We start from the raw sequence: 23182 nt of genomic DNA on the forward strand, positions 1-23182 counted from the left end.
ACCTAAAAATTAAAATATAAGAACTCGCTGACTCTTGTCATGCTAAAGAAAGAAATCAGAAGCAAGGCACAGATGAAGAAAGCAGAAAACCAGGAAGGCTTAAGCTGATCCATCAATCTTACCGAGTTTTTAGCCCATAAAGTGACCGCGAAGGCACCTGCCAGTATGAAAAGCATGTACAAAAGGGATGTATCAGTTGCTGCGTTAAGTGAGAGTATTTCCACAGCCTGAACGGCTGCCGGCTCAAAAAGGGATGTGAGCTGTTCGGGCCATGTGAACCCGCTCATTCCCATCATGCCTTTTAACACTTTTTCTGCATCTTCCCATGTTTGTGCTCTGAAAAACACCCAGGCAAAGTTGACAAACTGAAAGGTGATAAACCAGCCAAGAAACTTGTTCATTTTAAAGCCAAGCTGCTGCCACAAACGGTTCAGAAGTGATGCAGCTCCATGCAGTGTTCCCCAGAGTACGAATGTCCAGCCGGCACCATGCCATAAACCGCTGACGAGAAAAACAAGAAAAACATTCACGTAGGTTCTGGGAATTCCCTTGCGATTTCCGCCAAGTGGAATGTATAAGTATTGGGTTAAAAAACGCGTCAGCGTCATATGCCATCTCTTCCAGAAGTCCTGAATATTAACTGCCTTATAGGGTGAGTTAAAGTTAACCGGAAGCCGGATATTAAATAGAAGCGCTGCCCCCATGGCCATATCAGTATAGCCGCTGAAATCAAAATAGAGCTGGAAGGTGTAGGATAAAGATACGATCCAGGCTTCGATAAAAGTCAGCACTTCTGCCTGGTCAAAACCAGCCGTTGCCCAGACGGCAAAAGTATCTGCAATAACAGCTTTCTTAAACAGGCCAATTGAAAAAATGAAAATTCCTTTCGCGAAATTCTCGTAATGAAACCTTCTATGTGCTTTTTCCCTGGAGAACTGGGGCATCATTTCGTTATGGTGCACAATTGGCCCCGCAATCAGTTGCGGAAAAAAGCTGACAAACAATGCATATTTCCAAAAATCATACTCTTTCGTTTCTTTGCGGTAAGCATCAACAAGATAGGCAATCTGCTGGAAAGTAAAAAAGCTGATGGCAAGCGGCAAAGCAAGGTGCAATAAATCAAAATTTGTGCTTAATAAAGCATTAAGGTTGTCTATGAAAAAATCATAATATTTATAATAACCTAAAGCTGCAAGATTGGCAGTTACGCCGGCAGTCAAAAGCAGTTTGGCTCCCCGCCGGCTCCCGGCCTTTCCAAGCAATGTGCCAATATAGTAGTTCAGCAGCATGGAAATTAATATTAATGGGAGATAGACAGGATTCCACCAGCTGTAAAAAAATAAAGAGCTGATCACAAGCCAGATATTTCTTATAAAGAAAAGCTGCCATTTATTCAGCAAAAAATAGACAATCCAAACAGCAGGCAAAAAAGCAAAAATAAATTCGTAGGAATTAAAAATCAATGTATTCTCCACCTGTTCCAAAATGTTCGTGCAGTCCCCATTATATCATGGAAAGAAGCCTGCGGAAGGACCCCAACTTTTACTATACTGTTTATCTTAAATCTACTAGAATAGGAATAAGAATATTTCGAATTGGAGGGTGTAACTTGAGTAAAAAAAAGGTTTTGGCAGCCCTATTTATAGTGACTGCCATATTCATCAGTATTCCTCCATTTTCTTCCGCAGAGGCAGCGGAAAGGTGTGAAGGTTCAAGAGGGACCCAGCCGGTCTGGTGGGATGGGGCAGAACTGAAAGTCGGACAAATTGGCAGATTAACAGTATTGAAGGATACACCTCTTTATAAATTATCAGGAAGCACAAAGGTTCAGCAGATGACTTTGAAAGCAGGGGGAACTTACCGAATATATGCTTTTAAGCCTGACATGCTCAGTGTTGGCGGGGGCATGTACTTGAATCGGGATTCCAAAATTAAATACGAAACTCCTTCAGCGGCAAAAAAGAAAGCTCTTGCCTGTAAAAAGGAATCCCTGGAAATTATCAGTGCTTCCATTAAACTAGGCGACAGCAAGTCTTCTATAGAAGCAAAATTGGGAAAGGAAAAGCGGATATCGCTCGGTGAGTATGGAATTTCCTGGCACACTTATCATAATCAATACCGGAATTTTTATATGATAGGGTATGTGGATAATAAAGCAGAATTCATTTATTCAAATAGCCAAAGGCTATACAGTTTTGGCATCTTTAAGGGCTCATCCAGATCAGGAGTAACTTCAGCATTAGGAGCACCAATAAAGTGGGTCAACAAAAACAATGTGAATTTTGTAATGGTCAATAATGATAAGCAGCAGACATTTTATAAAAAAAATTCATATATTACTGTCTTCTATGATATTCATAAAAAAGGCAATGTTACAGGCATTCAGCTGATTTCAGGGAAGCTGGAAAACCGGAAGGACAGCCACTATGGAGCGCCTGGGTCCAGCCTTCAGAATGGCCTGGAAATGCAAATGTTTGATTTGGTTAATGCTGCAAGGGCAGATAATGGACTGGCACCTGTCACCTGGAATTCAGCTGCCCAAAATTCTGCGCGAAAACATAGTCTGGATATGGCCGAAAATGATTTCTTTGATCACATGAATCTTAGAAACGAAAGCCCTTTTCAAAGGATGGAAAAGGAAGGGATTCATTATTTATATGCCGGTGAAAATATTGCAATGGGGTATTCAAGCAGCATTTTCGCCCATGAAGCTCTCATGAATTCAGCCGGTCACCGTAAAAACATCCTGAATGCTCAATATACTCATTTAGGTGCAGGGGTTCAGTTCCAAAAGGAAACTGCAATCCCTTATTATACACAAAATTTCTTTAAACCTTATTAAATTGAAGGATGTGCCAGCACATGCGAAATAGAAGATTTATAGTGTTCCTTCTATTTTCTGCTTTGTTTATGTTTGCATTCCCGAAAGACAGTTTTGCTAAGGTCTATTGGGATGGAGCAGAGTTGGTTAAGGGGCAAATAGGCCGGGTAACCGTCACAAAACCTATCAACTTATGGCGTCTGGAAGGCAGCAGTCTTAGGTTTGTGCGTATCTTATATCCGAAAGATCAATACAGGGTATATGGCTATGTTCCGGAACGTCAGCAATTCAGGGTTGGCGGATCCTATTTTATTACCAATATGAAAGACAGAGTTATATATGAGACCCCTTCAAAGTCTAAGCTGGCAGACCTGCATAAGTCCTATTCTGAACAGGAAGGGCTTTTGAATCAGCTTATTATTGCTGATAAAGGCTATGAGCAGTCCCCTGAGGTTTCAAATATAAAAAGCAGAATCAGCAAAATCCCTATTTCACTATTAGGAAAATTAAAGGAAAAAGGGGTTAAGATTAAACTGACTGCAGCCCCAATCACCAATCTGCCTGAATACGCTTATTTGAAAGGGCAAGTGCCGAGAGGATGGGAAGGAACGAATAGAACCTGGGATGATGTTCCCGGCATTGGCGGATCTTCTGTAGTGGCAATACGGATTGGGTACAGCGAGCCAGGCAACGGCCATAGCTCCAGCAACCTTGAACTGCATGAGATAGCTCATACGATTGACAGCCTGGTGTATAATAATCTATCTTCTGCACAAGGTTTTAAAGAAATCTGGGGGAAAGAGAGAGTCCGTCTCTTTGGGGATAATTCCTACTATAAAAATTATCCTGAAGAATATTTTGCGGAAACCTTTGCTATGTACTATTTAAATGAAGAAACGAGAAAAATACTTAAAATGAAAGCACCATTAACGGCGGTGTTTTTTGAAAACCTGCAGTAACTTAGTCTTGTCCTGACGGGCAAGGCTTTTTATGTGGTCTATTTTTTCCAGGGATAGAAAATGCCTGCATTTAATTTATTCAGGTAATATATACCATTCTCTCTTTTTTGTAGAATCATAGGAAAATAATTGGTATTTTGTCGTATAATAGACTTATTGTGAAAATAGTACATCAGAGGGAGAGAGTAATGAAAAAGAAAATTTTATTGTGTTGTCTTTTGTTTTTGTCCGGGATCATGTCCCCTTTTTCGTATGTTGTAAAGAAGGCTTCAGCCTCAGCGCCTGCCGTATATTGGGAAGGGATGCAGCTGGTTAAAGGCCAAATAGGCAAGGTGGATATCCTTAAGCCTATTAACCTATGGAAAAGGGAAAATAATAAATTGAAGTTTGTAAGGGTTCTTAATCCTGGAGAAGCATATAGGGTATACCGGTATGATTCAGCTTTTGGCGGGCAATATGGTGTTGGAGGCCAGTACTTTGTGACCAACATGAAAGGCTATGTTCAATACAAAACGCCATCAAAGCTAAAGCTTAAGCTTGTGAATCCTGAATTATATGGAACTAAACTATCTTTAGGAGCAGTTACCCAGGAGCAGACAGCTGTGCTTGCACCCGGTGTCACGCAGTCCAAGCTTTCTGTAGAAGGGTCTAAAGGGAATCAGGAAATCTACAAGCTGGATGTTGACCAAAAAACGAGCCAGATTTCTTTTGAGACTTCTCTGGCTAAAGACCAAATGATCGGATTTGAAACGGTTAATAGTATGGCACAACGTGAAGAAGAAGAGGGAAAGTATGTAATTGCCGGGGTAAACGGGGACTATTTCGATTCAAATGGAGCACCAACAGATTTAACTGTACATAATGGTGAATTGGTTACCACGAATACAACTCCAGTCAATGAAAGAACGATTTTCGGTGTCAGCTTCAGCGGAAAAGCGATGATCGGCAACCCGGAAGTTTTGCTTAGTGTGTCTGCAAATGGCCAGAAGCCATACTTGATTAATTCTGTTAATAAACGGAGATTTGCGGGCCATCTGGTTCTTTATACGCCTTACTTCGCAAGCAATACGATGACGAATGAATTAGGCACTGAAGTGGTGCTTTCGAATCTGACAGGGCAGCTGAATGGAAATGGCCAGGTCACTGCTACTGTAAAAGAAGTGATAATTGGCAAAGGAAGTGCAGCACTTAATCCTGGCGAGTTCATCCTGTCAGGCCATGCTGCCGGCAGTGACTATTTAAAATCACTCAAAGCCGGTGACTCCATTACGCTTAACGCAAGCTATGATAAGCCTGAATGGGACCGGGTGCAGCAGGCAATAGGCGGGCGCTACCACTTGGTTAAAGGCGGGAATGCCAAAGTATTTAATATTGCCGGCGCTCATCCAAGAACAGCGATCGGAATAAAGGAAGATGGATCTGTATTTGCAGTTGTAATTGACGGAAGAAGAACTCAAAGCAAGGGAGTCACTCTAACGGATTTAGCGAAGGTTATGAAAGACTTTGGAGCTGTTGAGGCGATGACGTTTGATGGCGGCGGATCGTCGACAATGGTGACAAGAAAGCAGGGTGAATCCACGACAAGTGTAGTGAATAACCCGTCTGATGGAAGGGAGCGAAATGTTTCTAACTCCCTGCTGATCATTGCACGCAGGCAGGCTTTAGAGCTTCATCAATTATTGCTTAACCCTGATGAAATCACCTTATTTGCCGGTGCATCCTATAAGGACTTGAAGATTGCTGCAAAAGGTGTCGACAAAAATAATAATCCTGTCAGCTTAAAAGATCCTATTATTTGGACTTCGAATATCGGAAAATTCAATTCTGATGGATCCTTTACAGCTTCAGGCATACCTGGAAAAGGCACGATTACAGGAACCTCCGGCACAGTCTCAGGCAATGTTTCTGTCAGCATTACAAACGAATTGGATTCAATTAAAGTGTCAAAGAGTACGATTATTACTGATAAAAATGGCACTGCATCAATCTCTGCTGCCGGCTACCATGCGGGAGTGGAAGTGTTAAAAGATCCTGCTGCCTTTACGTACACCGTTTCAGGTAATCTTGGAACAGTTGAAAACGGAATATTTAAAGCTTCCGGCAAGGACGGAATAGGCACAATTACTGTTTCACATGGTAAAGTATCCGCTGAAATTAAAGTGATTGCTGGAAATCCGGGTCCTGTTATCATTGAAGACTTTGAAGGTGAAATGAGCGGCTGGCAGGCATCAGGAGCGAGATATGAGTCAGTTATGGTTGCCCCTGAGACAGTGTATGTGAAAGAAGGAAATAAATCGCTCAAAGTGGCATATAACTTCATTGGTACAACAGGCACTTCCGGTGTTTATGCCCTAAAGAAGGAACCTATTCCAATCATGGGATCACCTAAGAAAATTGGCATGTGGGTTTATGGTGATAACAAAGGACATTGGCTGCGAAGCCAGTTAAAGGATGCGGCAGGCAAAGAGGTTCAGCTTGATTTTACAAAGAACCTTGATTGGACTGGCTGGAAATATGTTGAAGCAGACATTCCGGCAGGGCTGACAGCTCCGTATTCATTGGAGATCCCTGTACGATATATGCAGGTTAGTGATGAACTTAAAAATAGAGGCCAAATTTTTATCGATCAAATTCAGGCAGTATATGAATAATAACAGAAGGCTGAGTACCTGAGACTCAGCCTTCTATTTTTTTATTAAACCGTTTACCATAAATTTTATATTGTATAAATGTTTAGGATATTATAGTCTTGTTATGGAAATAAAGGGTGCAAATTGCAGAAAATTAGTAATTATGCTACTCTAATTACTGAAATTGTCCATAATTATATAATTGGGGTATAATGAAACACTAGTCTCATATATACTGATGCGGCTGTACAATAACATCGTAACATTGGAGGGAGTATTGTTAACCAATGGAACAGTCTAAAGAAATGCAGGAATTATTAAATCAATTACAGGAGAATCCTCCTAAAATTATTGGCGGTTATAAAAAGCAGGGGTGGGCATCTAAGGTTCTGGAGAAGATCAGCAATGATCCGATCGAAAAAGAAGAAGATGGCAGTATTACGGCCAAGGCTATTCTGGAAGCTAAAAATAATACGTTTTATCCATCTTTCCTGAACATAGATTTGTCTCAAAAAGGCAAAGTGACAGGAATCTACTTTATTGCTGAAAATGAAGATCAGTTTGATCTGATTCCATTTGAAATTGGTAAAGACTTTCTGAAGATATCAGAAGATGAGCTCTTGCCATTGAAATATAAAACGCTTGAAAAAATAGAAGGTGACGAGTACCAGAGTAACTGGCCATCATTTAGTTAAAATAGCTGCAGACTATCATATTGATGGTCTGTTTTTTAATGCTTTTTTCGTGAAATTCTGCATCTTTTTGTATGATTCGCCACTAAGCGGCGTCCTGTTGTAATGTTTTTGTAATATTATCGGGAGATTGTTATGAAAATGAAATAGAATATTGTCTAATAATAGGATAAAATCTAGTTAGCCCTACTAATTACATAATTTTTTGATAATTTTTATATACCAAAAGGTTCACAGGAGGATACATACTATGAAGAAAGTCTTATTTAAGGCGCTGGCGTTACTGCTGGCATTGCCCATGATCTTTACTCATCAGTCTGCAAGCGCAGCAGAAGCGAGTCCGGACAGTATTGTAAAACTGGCAAAACAAATGCAAGGCGTACCTTATAAATGGGGAGGAACAACACCAAAAGGGTTTGACTGCTCAGGATTTTTAACATATGTATACAGTGAACATGGGATCAAGCTTCCGAGAACGACGGCTGATCAATATAAAACAGGAGAGACTGTCAGCAAAGGCGAACTTCTTCCTGGTGATATTGTCTTTTTTACTACATATAAGCCTGGTGCATCACATGCAGGCATCTATGCAGGCGACAATAAATTTATTCATGCAGATTCTGATGACGGAATCATGATCAACAGCATGGATATGAGCTATTATAAAAGCAGATACATAGGTGCTAAGAGAGTTGTGCCACAGGAAAGCGTAAAGGGAATGGCTGCTGCCGTTCCAGTTAAACAAGGTCAAATCGGCATGGTTTATGTGAAAAAGAAAATCAATCTTTGGCAGCGCACGGAAAACAATAAGCTAAAGATGATACGAATCTTAAATCCAGGCGAAAAGTATCGTGTTTACAATTATGATACCCAGTTTGGAGGCCAATATAACCTCGGATCTCAACTTTATATTACAAATATGGAATCTTATATTGAATATGTCCCTGTCGGACAATAAATTTCCAAAATACGGTTAATAATCTATTAAACTCTTGTTATAATTAAAATAGCAAGAGTTTTTATTTTGTAGGAGGATATAATTTTGTTAAATAGAAAAGGTTTAAAAGTATTATTATCTACATCTCTCATTTTTCCGGCTGCCGCAGTTGTAAATGTCAGCAATACAGAAGCAGCTTCGATTACTCAAATCGAAAATGCTGTTCAAAAGTCTGTTTCAACTTCTCAAATCTTAAGAAGGGCATGTTCCATTGAATGGTCCGGCGATGGAGTTACCAGACCGTATGCGGAGTATAACGCAGCCAAAAAAGCATATAGTGAGGCTATTAAGCTGGTAAATACTTTGAGCTCCAGCAAAAAGCAGGCATATTTGGCGAAACTGGATGAAAGCCAGCTTCAGATCAAGCGGGCTGTTTATTATATTGATGCCATTTCCGCCGGAAAGAAAATAGAAGCAAAGAAGCAATTTTTGCAAAGCCAGCTTGAACAGGGTATCCTCTCAAGTGAAACAGTAAAGGCTTACCATGAGCTATCTTATGAAATTAAGAAACAAGCGGCTCTGCTTGATCCGGTATATGGCAGAACCACAAGGGAAGCCATTCGTGCTAACTTTAAAGAATCAGCAGAAGCATTAAGGGATGAACTAAGTTATTCTGTAACCGTTAAAATGGCTCTTGATCAGGTATCAGCTTCACTGGCAAAAGGGCAGAATGACACCGTTCTAAAAGAAGCCAAGAAAATCTTAATGTTCTTAGAGGTAACTCCGCAGGAGACATATAAAAAGCAGCTGCGCACGGAATGGGATGCTCTTAAAGGGGAGATTTCCGAGAGCATTAAAGATGCGGAATACAAGGATCTATCCCTTCTTAACGACCAGGTTCGGGAGCTCCGTGAACTAGTAAAGCCTGGTGTTTCCGATGCAAAAGTTCCAGCCTTATACGATTCGGCTGTGAGACTGAGCCAGGAAATTAAAAACCCTGCATCTAAGCAGATGTTTACAGATGCTATAAAGAATGAGATGAAGCAGCTTCAGGTGCCGATTGAAGAGTTAAAGCATTTGCTGACAACTAAAGCAGCTGCAGCCGGCATTCCTCCAGAATTAGTGAAGGCGATCGCTATAACAGAAAATGGAGCATTTCAACAATTCACTGAGCGTGGAGAAGTATTTAAAAGCCCGGATAACGGATATGGAATCATGCAGGTAACTCCGCTGGATGAGCATGATGACCGCTATGATTGGGAAAAGGCCAAATATGATATTGGCATAAACATTGAAACCGGAATTCAAATCCTATTAGAAAAATGGAATTATTCAGGTTCCAGAATTCCTGTCGTAAATGACGGGAATAAAGCGGTATTGGAAAATTGGTACTTTGCCATAATGGCATACAATGGACTTTCTAAGTTCAATGATCCTAATTTCTCGGAAGAGCCTTATCAGCTGAAGGTATACAGCAATATCAGCAAGTGGGCACAAGTAGATGCTGAGTCTATTAATAAGGATGACTTGGAAATCTCTTATAACCCTTCCACTGGACAGGCTATCTTCAGCAGCAAAATGAAATATACAACTGACAAACAAACTCCATCTACTCAGCTATTTAAAAAAGGGGACAGCATTGTTATTTCTGGAGCTGCAACATTCCGGGATAAACCTTCAACTGCAGGATCTGGAACGTCCCTTGCAAAGGGCACGCGCATCACGATCCTGGATGGCCCTATTGAAGATAACAATAAATACAACCTATTCAGCTGGTACAAAGTCTCAGTTAATGGAAAAGAAGGTTTTGCAGCATCTGTCGGGCTGAAATAATTATTTAATTAGAGGTTTCCCTTATGGGAGCCTCTTTTTGATGAGGTGAGAAGAATGGATATGAAGTCTGCAAATAGAATGTTAATTTCTGCAAATAGAGACGGGGAATCTGCAAATAGAATTCAGCGTTCTGCAAATAGAAAGGCAATCTGCAAATAGAATGTGCCATCCTGCAAATAGAATGATAAATTTGCAAATAGAGCGGGTGAACCCGCAAATAGAACTCGGCGTTCAGCAGATAGAAAGGCAGATTGCGAATCGAATCAAGGACCTGCAAATAGAATGTGAGACTTTGCAAATAGAGACGGGGAATCTGCAAATAGAACTCGGCAATCTGCAAATAGAATCCAAAACCTGCAAATAGATGGTGGCAACTTGCAAATAGAATCATAAATTTGCAAATAGAGCGGGGGAACCTGCAAATAGAACTCGGCGTTCTGCAAATAAAGAGGCAATCTGCAAATAGAATCCAAAACCTGCAAATAGATGGTGGCAACCTGCAAATAGAATCATAAATTTGCAAATAGAGCGGGTGAACCCGCAAATAGAACTCGGTGTTCTGCAAATAAAGAGGCATTCTGCAAATAGAATCCAAAACCTGCAAATAGATGGTGGCAACTTGCAAATAGAATCATAAATTTGCAAATAGCCCGGTAAAACCTGCAAATAGAATCCAGCATCACTTCAATCAGGATGTATCACACGAAAGAAAAATGCCCAAATTCTCTGCAACTCCGCAAATAAATAGATTAACAAATACAAAATCCCCGTTCCACTTCCGGAACGGGGACTTTATTCTTATTTTTTCTGAGGCGGGTAAACTTTCCATTTGGATAAGTCCGGCTGCTGTTTTTGAACCAGCTCTTTTGGAAAGATAAAAGTCCAAGGCTTGCTTGTGTTGGCTTTTACTTCGAATTTCTCAAGTTTGAAGCCGCCTTGGCAGATGATATCTCCTGCCGCATCTTCTACGATGAGAGGGATTTGTTCCAGCTGGATATTTTTTTCGCTGCCATTTCGAATTAGAACTGTAACAGCCAGGTTTCCCTCACTTCCATGCTTGGCTTCTATTCCCATGAAATTTACTTCGCCAGGTGATAAAGCAGGCAAGGAAGAAACCATTTTCTTCAGATGTTCTTTTTGGGAAGGGGAAATCTGATTTTCCCAGCTTTCTTCAAGATCCAGCTGATGGGCAGCTGCTGATTTTTTTAATTCAAAAGCGATCTTCCAGCCTTCTTCAGGGATCTTATCAACAAGCTTATCTTCAGATGAAAAGAGGAAGCGCCATGGGCGTGAGGTCATAGATGGAAGCTCATCCATGCCATCAAGCTCAAATTGCTTTTTCGCAATGGCCTGGCCATTTTCGTCCAATAAAAGAAGGTCTACTGCCTCGAAACGAATGGCTTTAGGCAGTGTATTCCTTAAAATGGCGACAACCACGAATCCTTCATCAAAATTAATGAGCTTAATGCCGTTTATGGCAATTTGGTTCGGCTTAAGCAAAGGAAGCTGCTGGTGTTTAAATTGATATACATATTTCTCCTGGCTGGTCAGCTCCCAGTCAGGATGAAATGATAATGTTGTTTTTACAAGATCATTCTGATCTGCATTTACTTCGTTCTGCTGCAGTTCTTGCTGCTGATCCTGTTCAGGTGTTTTCTCTTTTTTTGCTTTTCTTTTAAATAAAGCCATTCTATAAGTTCCCCCCTCGAGTTACTCTTCTGAAGCCTGGAATTGACTTTTTAGATATTCGATAAATCGCAGGCTGATCCCTGATTCAATTTCGAACATCAGCCGATTGAATTCGGCTAGTGCCTCGTTTTCAAGAAGGCGGTAAGGGTCTTCCTGTCCATAGCCTCGCAGGTGGATGCCGTCTTTAATGATTGTCATGACTTCCAGGTGCTGAATCCAGTTCGCGTCAATCAGCTGAAGCATAAATCTTTGCAGCTGATTTCCCAGCTCTTCCTCTTCCTGAAGGGAAAGAATCTGATTCTCAAGCTCTGCATATTCCTTCATGACTAAATCAGTTATCTCATCTTTTTCTTTATCCTGAAGATCATGCAGGCTGATATTAAACTGAATAAATACAAAGCTAAGCTCTTCTAAAAGGCCATTTAGATTCCATTCTCCGCTCGCGATGTCTTCAATACAGTATTTATCAATGATCTGCAATAGATATTTTTTGATATAGCTTGTAACTTCAGGGAATGTCTCACTCGCTTCAGCCTTCAATAGTCTGTCTCTCATTGAATAGATGACTTTGCTTTGGCGGTCGATTACATCATCCAGCTTCAGCAGATGGCTTCTGGATGAATGATGTGCGTGTTCAACCGTTTCCTGGACGCGGCGGACGAATTTATTTGGGTCAGGAGATAGAATAAGTCCTGATTCATTCGTCTTAATCTTTTTCAGATATTTTTCCATTTCATCTGGATCATAGTTGATAAAAAGGTCGTCCTCAAGTGAAACAATGAACTGGGAAGAGCCAGGGTCACCCTGTCGTCCGGACCGTCCACGAAGCTGCATATCGATTCTCATGCTTTCATGGCGCTCCGTCCCGATAATATGAAGTCCGCCCAATTCTTTGACGCCTTCACCAAGCAGAATATCCGTGCCCCTGCCGGCCATGTTGGTCGCAATCATTACCTGGCCTTTTTGACCTGCAAGTGAAATGATGCGCGCTTCATCTTCTTCAGTCTTGGCATTTAGGATATGATGCTTAATGCTGTATTTCTTAAGCTGATCAGACAGTTTTTCAGACTGCTCAATCGAAGTTGTTCCTATTAGAATAGGTCTGCCCAATTCATGAAGTGTTTTAACTTCTTTAATGATTCTATTAATCTTGGATTGGTAATCTTTGAAGATTAAATCATCTTCGTCTGAACGCTGTATCGGTTTATTTGTAGGAATCGTTACCACTTTTAAATTATAGGTTTCCAAAAATTCCTGTTTGGAAGGGGTTGCGCTCCCGGTCATTCCGGCAAGACTTCCATACATCCGGAAATAATTTTGAATGGTAATGGTCGCCTGTGTTTCATTCTCTTCCGTAACCTCCAGGCCTTCCTTAGCTTCCAGTGCCTGGTGAAGGCCTTCACTGAAGGTTCTGCCTTCCATTATTCTTCCGGTGAATTTGTCTATCAGGATAATCTTCCCGTCTTTTACGATATAATCAACATCCTTCTTCATCACTACATATGCACGTAAAGACTGCATAACATTATGAAGGAGATCCTGATGTTCGGCATCATATAAATTATCAATGCCAAAAGCTGCTTCAATTTTATAAGCGCCTTCATCTTTTAAATAAATCTGCTTGGTTTCAGGGTAGAATTCATATTCTGCATCGGCCGTAAATGATTTCATCAAGTCGGCAGTAATATAGAATAATTCAGCGCCAAGACTGGATTTGTTGGCGATGATCAGCGGAGTGCGGGCTTCATCGATTAAGATGCTGTCGATTTCATCGACGATGGCATAATGAAGCTTTCTTTGCACTTTTTGATTGATGTCATAAACCATATTATCTCTGAGATAATCGAAGCCAAATTCATTCCCGGTTCCGTATGTAATGTGAGCAGAATAGGCTTCCTTCTTTTCCTCAGGAGACATTTGCGAGATGTTCAAACCGACTTTGAGTCCAAGGAACTCATGGACTCTTCCCATTTGCTCAAAATCACGTTTTGCCAGGTATTCATTGGCTGTAATGATATGAACTCCTTTGCCTTCAAGAGCATGAAGGTAGCTTGGAAGAGTGGACACCAGTGTTTTCCCTTCACCTGTCTGCATTTCAGCAATGCTTCCTTCATGAAGGACAAAGCCGCCAATCAGCTGCACATCATAATGCCTAAGTCCCAATACACGTTTTGCTGCCTCTCTGACAACACTGAATGCTTCTATCTTTATGTCTTCAAGTGATTTCCCCTGCTTAATATCTTCCATGAACATGGCAGTTTTTTGCCGTAGTTCGTCGTCGGATAGCTTTTGGATCTGTTTTTCCCTGCTGTTCACAGCATCGGATAATTTCGACAGCCTTTTAATTTCGCGAGTGGAATCACTGAGCATCATTTTAACCTTTGTTAGCATACTTTTCGCCTCTATTTCCAGTAAATATTGACCTAGTCGAATTATATCATATTGGGTATAAATTTGTTGTAGTGGAAGATATTTCTAGTATAATTGTAGAATAATAGGACAGGCTATGTAACTTTTTTAAAAATGCCTCGTCTAATTATTATGCGGAAAGGAGAGATGATTAATAACTGCTAAAACGGGAATAGAGGAATGCGACCAACTTAATATGATTTCCTTCTGAAATAATTAATATACCTTCCAATTAAAAAAACATTGCGTATTTAAAGATATGTGTTACGATATTCATGATTAAGCTAACAATAAAACTAACCTCTGCAAAAGGTGATGATGAATGTATATTCAAGCTGCTATAGCTTTTCTAGTATCTCTTGTAACTGTCTTAGTCATTACGCCGCTTGTCATAAAGTTCGCCATTAAAATCGGTGCGATTGATAAACCGAACCACAGAAAGGTTCATAAAAATGTGATGCCCCGATTGGGTGGTCTTGCGATTTTCATCGGAGTCGTCGCCGGTTATTTTGCGGGCGGTTTATACGACCAAAAAGTTACAGCTATTAGTATTGGTGCTCTTTTGATTGTTGCAATCGGAATTCTGGATGACAAATATGAATTATCTGCTAAGGTGAAATTTGCCGGACAATTAGTTGTTGCCGGTTTAATTGTTGCCAGCGGTTTAACAATCGATTTGCTTTCCATCCCTTATATAGGAAACTTCGAGCTTGGAATGTGGAGCTATCCTATTACCGTGTTCTGGATTGTAGCAATAACAAATGCAATCAATCTGATTGATGGTCTGGATGGTCTTTCAGCCGGTATTTCGGCTATTGGAATTGCAACTATTGCCATCATGGCTGGATTAAATGGCAAAATGCTGATTTTAATGATTTCAGTTATTTTGCTGGGAAGTATTATCGGGTTTTTATTTTACAACTTCCACCCGGCGAAAATATTCATGGGAGATACAGGGGCTCTGTTCCTTGGGTATTCAATCTCCATTCTTTCGCTGCTGGGGCTTTATAAAAGTGTAACTCTGTTCAGTTTCCTTGTGCCGATTATTATTTTGGGTGTGCCGGTCTTTGATACAACCTTCGCCATTATTAGGCGGATTGTAAATAAGAAGCCGATTTCAGCACCTGATAAATCGCATTTGCACCATAGGCTTCTTGCGCTTGGATTCTCCCATAGGAATACAGTTTTAGCGATATATGCCTTTGGGATTATGTTTAGTGTAAGTGCAGTAATTTTATCAGAGTCCACTTTATGGGGATCTGTATTTATCATCTTTGGCCTGCTTATAGTTACAGAAGTATTTGCTGAAATCATTGGCATTGTCCATGTCCAGTATAAGCCGGTGCTGACTCTGTTTAAAAAGCTGACGGGCAACCGTTCATATGGTAAGTAACGATAATTAAATAAAATAAAAACCGTTTGTAGCATTTTTTGGTGCAAACGGTTTTTTTAAGAAATTTTATGGCTTATTATTTCCCTTTTTCAAAAAAATATGCAAGAATTTTAAAAGGTGAAAAATCACTGTTCTTCTTTATGTGGAATTTATGTCGAAAAAGGGAATATCTTATACTTTTTTTGTCATATTTTGATCATTATATTATTAGAAGTTGTGGTAAACTAACTTGTGAATTTTAATTTTATTTATTTTTGGAGGTATTCTTAATGAAAGTACCTATGCTTGACCTCAGTGAACAGTACCAGGGATTAAAATCTGAAGTATTGGAAGTTCTTGACGAGGTTATGAGTTCTTCAAGATTTATCCTTGGGGACAATGTGAAAAAATTAGAAGCAGATGTTGCGAAATATAGTAATGTTAATCATGGCATTGGCTGCGGTAACGGAAGCGACGCCATACATATTGCACTTCAGGCTTTAGGAGTTGGCCCTGGAGATGAAGTAATCACAACTGCATTTACATTCTTTGCTACCGGCGGAGCTATCGCCCGTGCAGGTGCTACGCCTGTATATGTGGATATTGATCCAGTAACATTTAATATTGATCCGTCCAAAATCGAGGCGGCGATTACAGAAAAAACGAAAGCGATCATTCCTGTACATTTATACGGCCAAATGGCTGATATGGAAAGTCTTGCGAAAATTGCTGAAAAGCATAACCTTGCGATTGTTGAAGATGCTGCACAGGCAATTGGCGCAAAACATAATGGAAAAAGTGTAGGGGAGCTTGGCACAGCTGCAACTTACAGCTTCTTCCCAACGAAGAACCTTGGAGCATATGGAGATGGAGGCATGATTGTTACGGATAATGATGACGTAGCAGAAAAGTGCCGTGTCATCCGTGTGCATGGAAGCAAGCCGAAATATTATCACCATGTATTGGGCTATAACAGCCGCCTGGATGAGCTTCAGGCTGCTGTATTAAACGTGAAATTCCCTCATTTGGATACATGGAGCGAAATGCGCAGAAAGAATGCGGACACATACACTAGCCTTCTGAAGGAAAAAGTGGGTGACCATGTTGTAACACCTGTTGAAAAAGAAGGGAATTACCATGTATTCCACCAGTACACACTAAGAGTGGAAAATCGTGATGAGCTTCAGAAATACCTTCAGGAGCAAGGGGTTTCAACAATGATTTACTACCCGCTTCCACTACATGTTCAGCCTGTATTCCAGGAACTGGGCTACAAAGAAGGAGATCTTCCTATAACTGAAAAAGCGGCTAAAGAAGCCCTTTCTCTGCCAATGTTCCCTGAGCTGAAAAGAGAGCAGCAGGAGTATGTCGTAGAGAAAATTGCAGAATTTTACGGTAAATAAAAATCCAGGAAACGCCGCCGGACTGGGGGCGTTTCTTTACATGCTTACAAAGGGCTGGTGTTGGAATGAGAGAAGAAAAGAAACGATTTGTACTTTATGAATATCTGATGTACTTCTGGAAACGAAAGCATTACTTTTTAATTGTTCCAATTATTACGATGCTGCTTGTTGGCGGTGCGGTTTATTTTTTGAAGAAGGATATGCCGTATACGGGGCAGGCGCTGGTATATACAGGTGCCATAACTTCTCCGGATTTGACCCGTCAAAATAATATTGAAGCAACATTTGAGGATGAAAAAAATCTAGAGATAGTTGTAACTTCTAAGCAGGTGAAATTCGTCTTAAAAGGAGAAAATAAAAAGGATATTGAGAACAGGCTCGGAAAAATTACCGAGACATACAGGGGAATGCTGGTAGAACATTTCGATGAAAGATTTCAAACGTCAGATGTTTATGTCCAATCACTAAATGAACGAGTTTTAGTTCTTGAAAAAGCAATTGAAAGTTATAAACAGGAACTTGAGAAAGGCTTAGATCATGACCAATATGAAGATGTAACAGCTTTATTAATTGAAACAGAGAAAGAGCTTACTGATGCGGCCGCCACTCTCAACCGGATGAGTAGTGATTTGCTTTTTTACAAGAAGGAGAAGCCGAGAGTTTTAACTGAAACTGTAATCCAAAGCAAAAGCTACTTCAAAGAAGGCGCAGCCATCGGCCTAGTCCTGGGACTTGTACTAACCGTCCTATTATTGGCATTAATGAAATATCTAAGTGAAGGCAGGAGATACTACAATGATTAATTTTGCTATTGTAGGTATGGGACATATCGCAAACAAGCATATCGAGGCAATTGAGAAGGCGGAAAATGCAAATCTGTATGCAATCTGTGATAACAACCCGGCAAGACTTGAGATTGACAAGCCTAATGTAAAAAAATATACCGATCTAAATACAATGCTTGAAGAAAACCCTGATATCCATGTGGTGAATATCTGTGTTCCTTCCGGTCTTCATGCGGCACTAACGAAGATTGTTGCAGATCATAAAAGGCATATTATTGTTGAAAAACCGATGTCATTAAAGCTTCAGGATGCTGAAGATATGATTCAATATGCAAATGAAAATGGCGTAAAGCTTGCCGTTGTCCATCCTAACCGTTTCCGTCCGGCCATCCAAAAGCTGAAGGCTGAAATGGATAAAGGTTCATTCGGAAAGCTGAGCCATGCGAATGCAACTGTACGCTGGAATCGCAATCAGGCATATTATGATCAGGCAGCATGGAGAGGCACGAAAGAATTTGATGGCGGCGTTCTTATGAACCAGGCTATTCATGACCTTGATCTTATGCTATGGCTGATGGGTCCTGTAGAGTCTGTTCAGGCGATGGCAGCGACACGCCTGCGTAAAATTGAAACTGAGGACGTTGCGGCAGCAGTTGTTCAATTTAAGAGTGGTGCGCTTGGCGTGATTGAAGCAGCGACTACCATTTACCCGAAAAATCTTGAAGAATCTCTTGCTATTTTCGGCGAGACCGCTTCGGTTAAAATCTCAGGCAGAAATGCAAACTACATTGAAACATGGGATATCGAGGGTGTAGCGGAGGAAGAAGCAGAGAAAATTAAAGAAGAAATCAAAGCAGATCCATTCGGCAAGCCAGGCCATCAATGCATTATTGAAGACATGGTACTTGCATTGAAAGAAAACCGTAACCCAATTGTAACTGGAGAAGACGGTTTAGCTCCTGTAAAATTGATACTGTCAATTTTAGAATCAGCAGAAACTGGGAAAAAAGTCGTTATAAAGTAAAGGAGAATGCAAGATGAGTGCATATCAGACATTAATAAATAAAATCGAAAATAAAGAAGCAGTTATTGGTGTAGTAGGATTGGGCTATGTTGGCCTTCCTCTTGCTGTAGAAAAAGCAAAAGCGGGATATAAAGTAATTGGCTTTGATGTACAGGCTGCCCGTGTAGAACAAGTTAATATGGGGATTAACTATATTGGAGATGTTGTGGATCAGGATCTTGCCGATATGATTAAAGACGGCAGATTGGAAGCAACAACAGACTACGCCAGAATTCAGGATGTTGATGCAGTGGCGATTTGTGTGCCAACTCCGCTTGATATTTATCAGCAGCCGGATACTTCATATGTTGAAAGCTCTTCAAACGAAATTGCCAAGTATGCGCATGAAGGAATGCTGGTTGTATTAGAATCAACAACATACCCTGGAACAACAGAGGAAATTGTAAAGCCTGCTCTTGAGAGCAAAGGCCTTACAGTAGGAGAATCAGTATTCATTGCTTACTCTCCAGAACGTGTTGACCCGGGCAACAAGGAATTCAAAACCAAAAATACGCCTAAAGTAGTTGGCGGTATTACTGAAAATTGTACAAAAGTAGCTTCTGCACTTTATCGCAATGTACTTGAAGGAGATGTGTTCGAAGTTTCTTCTCCGGCTATTGCGGAAATGGAAAAGATTTTTGAAAATACATTCAGACATATCAATATTGCTCTTGCCAACGAAATGGCGATCCTTTGTGAAAAAATGGGCATTGATGTATGGGAAGTAATTGATGCTGCCAAAACAAAGCCATATGGTTTCATGGCCTTCTATCCTGGACCTGGCCTTGGCGGACACTGTATCCCAATCGATCCATTCTACTTAACATGGAAAGCGCGTGAGTACAATTATCACACAAGATTGATTGAGCTTTCCGGAGAAATCAATAACAGTATGCCTGAGTACGTAATCAACCGTGCTATGCAAATCCTGAATGAAGACGGCAAAGCACTTCGCGGAGCTAAAGTAACCATTCTTGGCGTGGCATACAAAAAGGACATTGATGATGTGCGTGAATCTCCAGTTCTTAAGATTGTTGAACTTTTAGAACAGCATGGAGCTGACTATACGGTGGTTGACCCTTATGTAGCTTCATTCAAATCATGCGGTGCAAAAGTGGAAACAGTTGAGCTTTCAAAGCAGCTGCTTAATGATTCTGATCTTGTTCTTGTTACAACAGACCACTCAGACTTTGACTATAAGATGATTGCTGAAGAAAGCAAAGTCATTTTTGATACACGTAATGCAATGAAAGATGTTGAAAAGCCAAACAAGTACGTTAAACTATAATTTCTAAAGGTAAAGGGAGATTCTTATGAATTTTATTGATCCTACAGTACAAACCGATTCATCTGTAAAAGTTGGGTACTATTCCGTTATAGAAAAAGACGTAAAACTTGGCAAAAACGTTGTCATTGGAAATCGCGTTACCATTCATGAAGGCACTGTTATTGGCGACAATACAACCATTGCGGATGGTGCTGTCGTGGGGAAACCGCCGAAACCGGCCAAGACGAGCACTGTAAAATTATCTGACTCTATTCCTGCGCTTGAAGTGGGAGAGGATGTAACGATTGGTGCGAACTGTGTCATCTATCGCGGTGCTAAAATCGGCTCTTCCACTTTGGTTGCTGATCTTGCGAGTGTCAGAGAAAACGTGGAAATCGGAAACTATGTCATTGTCGGACGCGGTGTTACAGTAGAAAACTACGTGACTATTGGCGACCGCACAAAGATTCAGTCCAATTCTTATATTACTGCTTATACGACTTTGGAAGAGCAAGTATTCATTGCGCCATGTGTGACAACTACAAATGATAACTTCATGGGCAGAACGGAAGAGCGCTTTGACAAAATCAAGGGTGCAATCGTTAAAAAAGGTGCCCGCGTTGGCGGTGCTTCCATTATCCTGCCGGGCATTACGATTGAAGAAGAAACATTTGTAGCTGCTGGTGCTCTTGTTACAAAAAATACCGGGGCGAAAACATTAGTAAAGGGTGTACCCGCTAAGTACGTCAAGGATGTTGACGAGCGGGAGCTGTTATAGGTGCTCGCCCAATTTAAGCGTTTAGGAGCGGATTCGCTCCTTTACGCATTTATGAATGTCGGAACCAAGTTAATAGCATTTATCATGCTGCCTATTTATACAAACTATCTGCCTCCTGCGGAATATGGAGTGCTTGACATTATTGATAAATGGACAGCCATGCTGACGTTTTTAATCATTTTCGGCACTGATTCCGCATTGTCTTTCTACTATTTTGAAACAAAGGATGAAGGCAAAAAGCTGGAGCATGTCCGTAACGTCATGTATTTCAGGATTTTTATTGTAGCTTTGCTGGGACTCATTGTACTTGCAGCTGGCCCTTATATTTCTGAGCTGCTTTTTGGTGATTCAGGGTATGTACGGCTCTTGTATATCAGTATTGGGGTACTTTTTCTGGATACCATTCTAGTTGTAGTGCTGATGGTGCTCCGCTTTGACTTTAAAACCAAAAAAGTCGTGGTTTTCACAGTAGGAAAAATGCTGCTGGTTGCGATTTTATCATATTTGTTCCTAAAATATTTTGTTCAGACACCAGAGGGAATCCTGCTTGGAAGAATAGTGAGCAGTGCAATTATCTTCTTGCTTCTGCTTTCATCCAGCATTAAATATTTAAAACCCAAGATTTCCTTTCCATCACTGAAGGAATTGGTTAAGTATGCAGCGCCGCTTGTTCCGGCTTCCCTTGCTTTTTGGGTGATTGCCAATGCGAGTGTTTTCTTTCTGCAGGCTTTTCATTCCACAGAAGAAGTAGGGATTTATGGAGCTGCCACTAAGCTTGCTACTGTCATCACTTTGCTGACAAGCGGAGTACAAATGGCTTGGCGTCCTTATTCCATGTCCATCAAAGATAAAGAAAATAGTCCCTTGCTCTTTTCAAAAATTTATATGGGACTTCTGCTGATGGGGATTTTTGGAATCATGGCCATTGCAACGGTCATGCCTTTCATTATTGGTATTCTTGGCAAAGACTATTACAATGCGTACCAATACGTTGCATTAATATCAGCAGCCACGTTTCTGAATTTTTATTACCTGATTATTTCTGCCGGTTTATTTTTCACAAAGAAAACTGGGGTTATCTCCATAACGTTTGGCATTGTAGCTGTAATCAATACAATCTTAAACATTACACTTATTCCGGTGTTCTCAATTTGGGGTGCCGTAGCGGCTTACCTGATTGCCTATATGACTGCCATTGTATTCATATTCAGAAAAAGCCAGCAAGCATATTATGTACCGGTGTCATTTGGGAAAATGGCATTTTTATTTGTAAATATGACTGCTGCTGTTATCAGTATTATTTATGTTCAGGAACATGAGCTCAACTACTTATATATTGCTTTAGCCTGGCTTTATATGCTTCTAATCATTGGAATCAGCCGGGTTGATAAAGATTTCAGAAGAAAATCATTTCAAAATGAAAAATCATTGAATGAATAGAATTGGAAATGCTAAATAGAAGAGCACTCCACAGGAGGATGAATAATGAAAATTCTAACAGTATTAGGTGCCAGGCCTCAATTTATCAAAGCCGCTCCTCTTTCACGGGTTTTGCGTGAAAATCATCAGGAGTTAATTGTTCATACAGGACAGCATTATGATGCAAATATGTCTGATATCTTTTTTGAAGAATTGAACATTCCAAAGCCTGACTATCATTTGAATGTCGGATCCGGTAATCATGGCAAGCAGACTGGCGAGATGCTTGCGAAAATAGAGGAAATTGTCCTGGAAGAAAAACCTGATTACCTATTGGTGTATGGGGATACGAATTCCACATTGGCAGGGTCCTTAGTTGCTTCCAAACTGCATATTCCGGTTATACATATTGAAGCTGGCTTAAGGAGCTTCAATAAGAAAATGCCTGAAGAAATTAATCGGATTATGACCGACCATGTTTCAGAGTTCCTGTTCTGCCCAACTGATACGGCAGTGGAGAATCTGAAAAACGAAAACATTACACACAATGTCTTCAATATTGGAGATGTTATGTATGATGCAGTTCTGTACAATAAAGGGCTGGCAGCTGAGAAATCATCCATTCTTAGCAGCAATGATTTAACTGAAAAAGGCTACCATCTAATCACGATCCACAGAGCTGAAAATACGGATGATATCGGGAATATGAAAAATATCCTGGAAGCATTCTCAAAAATCGAGGATGTAAAAGTATGGCCAATTCATCCGCGTACCAAGCATAAACTGGAAGGGTACGGCCTAAGCTTAAGCGATGTTCCTAATCTGAAAGTAATTGATCCAGTCGGCTATTTGGACATGCTGACATTAGAAGCAAATGCGAAGAAAATCATTACGGATTCCGGCGGTGTTCAAAAAGAAGCGTATTTCATGAAAGTCCCTTGCGTAACAGTACGGGAACAGACGGAGTGGGTTGAAACGCTTGAAGAAGATGCAAACATCCTGGTTGGTACAGATGTAAAGCAGCTATTGGATGCTGTAAACAAAGAGGTAAATCCATCTTATAATGAAGTTTTCGGAGATGGAAAAGCAGCGGAGAAAATTGTATCTCTAATAGATAACAGATAA

At 40.5% G+C, this 23182-nt stretch carries 17 protein-coding genes; 14 read left to right on the forward strand and 3 right to left on the reverse strand.

Annotation, left to right across the window (positions count from 1 at the left end; all coding sequences use genetic code 11):
• Positions 1–2 precede the first annotated feature (2 nt).
• A complete protein-coding gene (locus tag PBF_RS07810; protein ID WP_035329139.1) occupies positions 3–1463 on the reverse strand; it encodes an MBOAT family O-acyltransferase in 1461 nt (486 codons plus the stop codon).
• Positions 1464–1609: 146 nt separating this feature from the next.
• Between PBF_RS07810 and PBF_RS07815 the strand changes: the two genes are divergently transcribed.
• The 6 genes from PBF_RS07815 (at position 1610) to PBF_RS07840 (ending at position 9872) form a co-directional block, all read left to right on the forward strand.
• Positions 1610–2842, forward strand: coding sequence for a CAP-associated domain-containing protein (locus PBF_RS07815; protein ID WP_235192222.1), 1233 nt, complete (start codon positions 1610–1612; stop codon positions 2840–2842).
• A 20-nt stretch (positions 2843–2862) separates the two neighbouring features.
• Positions 2863–3780: an anthrax toxin lethal factor-related metalloendopeptidase gene (locus PBF_RS07820; RefSeq protein WP_051488828.1), complete on the forward strand. Its 918-nt coding sequence runs from the start codon at positions 2863–2865 to the stop codon at positions 3778–3780.
• Between the two features lie 188 nt (positions 3781–3968).
• Positions 3969–6431, forward strand: a complete 2463-nt coding sequence (locus tag PBF_RS07825) for a phosphodiester glycosidase family protein (RefSeq protein WP_035329140.1) — start codon at positions 3969–3971, stop codon at positions 6429–6431.
• A gap of 266 nt (positions 6432–6697) precedes the next feature.
• The gene (locus PBF_RS07830) at positions 6698–7105 is read left to right on the forward strand and encodes a hypothetical protein (protein WP_035329141.1); all 408 of its coding nucleotides are present in this window, start codon (positions 6698–6700) and stop codon (positions 7103–7105) included.
• A 247-nt stretch (positions 7106–7352) separates the two neighbouring features.
• Positions 7353–8060 carry a C40 family peptidase gene (locus PBF_RS07835; protein ID WP_035329142.1) on the forward strand — a complete coding sequence of 236 codons (708 nt, stop codon included), beginning with the start codon at positions 7353–7355 and terminating at the stop codon, positions 8058–8060.
• 84 nt (positions 8061–8144) lie between these two features.
• Positions 8145–9872 carry a transglycosylase SLT domain-containing protein gene (locus tag PBF_RS07840; protein ID WP_035329143.1) on the forward strand — a complete coding sequence of 576 codons (1728 nt, stop codon included), beginning with the start codon at positions 8145–8147 and terminating at the stop codon, positions 9870–9872.
• Between the two features lie 798 nt (positions 9873–10670).
• Here PBF_RS07840 and PBF_RS07850 read toward each other — a convergent pair.
• Together PBF_RS07850 and secA2 are read right to left on the reverse strand one after the other, a co-directional pair.
• The gene (locus tag PBF_RS07850; RefSeq protein ID WP_035329145.1) at positions 10671–11561 is read right to left on the reverse strand and encodes an accessory Sec system S-layer assembly protein; all 891 of its coding nucleotides are present in this window, start codon (positions 11559–11561) and stop codon (positions 10671–10673) included.
• Positions 11562–11582: 21 nt separating this feature from the next.
• Positions 11583–13952 (reverse strand): accessory Sec system translocase SecA2, encoded by a 2370-nt coding sequence (gene secA2, locus PBF_RS07855; RefSeq protein ID WP_035329146.1) that lies wholly within the window; start codon positions 13950–13952, stop codon positions 11583–11585.
• 340 nt (positions 13953–14292) lie between these two features.
• On the opposite strand from secA2, the gene PBF_RS07860 reads away from it, so the two are divergent.
• The 8 genes from PBF_RS07860 (at position 14293) to wecB (ending at position 23182) form a co-directional block, all read left to right on the forward strand.
• Positions 14293–15363: a glycosyltransferase family 4 protein gene (locus PBF_RS07860; RefSeq protein ID WP_009332001.1), complete on the forward strand. Its 1071-nt coding sequence runs from the start codon at positions 14293–14295 to the stop codon at positions 15361–15363.
• Positions 15364–15632: 269 nt separating this feature from the next.
• Positions 15633–16745 carry a DegT/DnrJ/EryC1/StrS family aminotransferase gene (locus PBF_RS07865; protein WP_035329147.1) on the forward strand — a complete coding sequence of 371 codons (1113 nt, stop codon included), beginning with the start codon at positions 15633–15635 and terminating at the stop codon, positions 16743–16745.
• A gap of 65 nt (positions 16746–16810) precedes the next feature.
• On the forward strand, positions 16811–17548 hold the full coding sequence (locus PBF_RS07870) for a hypothetical protein (protein WP_035329148.1): 738 nt from the start codon (positions 16811–16813) through the stop codon (positions 17546–17548).
• Positions 17541–18554: a Gfo/Idh/MocA family protein gene (locus PBF_RS07875; RefSeq protein WP_035329149.1), complete on the forward strand. Its 1014-nt coding sequence runs from the start codon at positions 17541–17543 to the stop codon at positions 18552–18554. The genes PBF_RS07870 and PBF_RS07875 overlap by 8 nt, the downstream gene beginning before the upstream one ends.
• Before the next feature lie 13 nt (positions 18555–18567).
• Positions 18568–19881 carry a nucleotide sugar dehydrogenase gene (locus tag PBF_RS07880; RefSeq protein WP_009331997.1) on the forward strand — a complete coding sequence of 438 codons (1314 nt, stop codon included), beginning with the start codon at positions 18568–18570 and terminating at the stop codon, positions 19879–19881.
• 25 nt (positions 19882–19906) lie between these two features.
• Positions 19907–20638, forward strand: a complete 732-nt coding sequence (locus PBF_RS07885) for an acyltransferase (protein WP_035329150.1) — start codon at positions 19907–19909, stop codon at positions 20636–20638.
• Positions 20639–22078, forward strand: a complete 1440-nt coding sequence (locus PBF_RS07890) for a lipopolysaccharide biosynthesis protein (RefSeq protein ID WP_035329151.1) — start codon at positions 20639–20641, stop codon at positions 22076–22078.
• Positions 22079–22123: 45 nt separating this feature from the next.
• Entirely contained in the window at positions 22124–23182 is a 1059-nt protein-coding gene (wecB, locus tag PBF_RS07895; protein ID WP_035329152.1) for a non-hydrolyzing UDP-N-acetylglucosamine 2-epimerase, read from the forward strand.

Source organism: Cytobacillus firmus DS1 (assembly GCF_000565285.1).
Classification (GTDB): Bacteria; Bacillota; Bacilli; order Bacillales; family Cytobacillaceae; genus Cytobacillus; species Cytobacillus firmus_A.

Coding starts and splice junctions, on each gene's coding strand:
- PBF_RS07875 (WP_035329149.1), top strand. CDS start 17,541: ATGATTAATTTTGCTATTGTAGGTATGGGACATATCGCAAACAAGCAT.
- secA2 (WP_035329146.1), bottom strand. CDS start 13,952: ATGCTAACAAAGGTTAAAATGATGCTCAGTGATTCCACTCGCGAAATT.
- PBF_RS07865 (WP_035329147.1), top strand. CDS start 15,633: ATGAAAGTACCTATGCTTGACCTCAGTGAACAGTACCAGGGATTAAAA.
- PBF_RS07820 (WP_051488828.1), top strand. CDS start 2,863: ATGCGAAATAGAAGATTTATAGTGTTCCTTCTATTTTCTGCTTTGTTT.
- PBF_RS07870 (WP_035329148.1), top strand. CDS start 16,811: ATGAGAGAAGAAAAGAAACGATTTGTACTTTATGAATATCTGATGTAC.
- PBF_RS07850 (WP_035329145.1), bottom strand. CDS start 11,561: ATGGCTTTATTTAAAAGAAAAGCAAAAAAAGAGAAAACACCTGAACAG.
- PBF_RS07835 (WP_035329142.1), top strand. CDS start 7,353: ATGAAGAAAGTCTTATTTAAGGCGCTGGCGTTACTGCTGGCATTGCCC.
- PBF_RS07860 (WP_009332001.1), top strand. CDS start 14,293: ATGTATATTCAAGCTGCTATAGCTTTTCTAGTATCTCTTGTAACTGTC.
- PBF_RS07880 (WP_009331997.1), top strand. CDS start 18,568: ATGAGTGCATATCAGACATTAATAAATAAAATCGAAAATAAAGAAGCA.
- PBF_RS07885 (WP_035329150.1), top strand. CDS start 19,907: ATGAATTTTATTGATCCTACAGTACAAACCGATTCATCTGTAAAAGTT.
- PBF_RS07830 (WP_035329141.1), top strand. CDS start 6,698: ATGGAACAGTCTAAAGAAATGCAGGAATTATTAAATCAATTACAGGAG.
- wecB (WP_035329152.1), top strand. CDS start 22,124: ATGAAAATTCTAACAGTATTAGGTGCCAGGCCTCAATTTATCAAAGCC.
- PBF_RS07825 (WP_035329140.1), top strand. CDS start 3,969: ATGAAAAAGAAAATTTTATTGTGTTGTCTTTTGTTTTTGTCCGGGATC.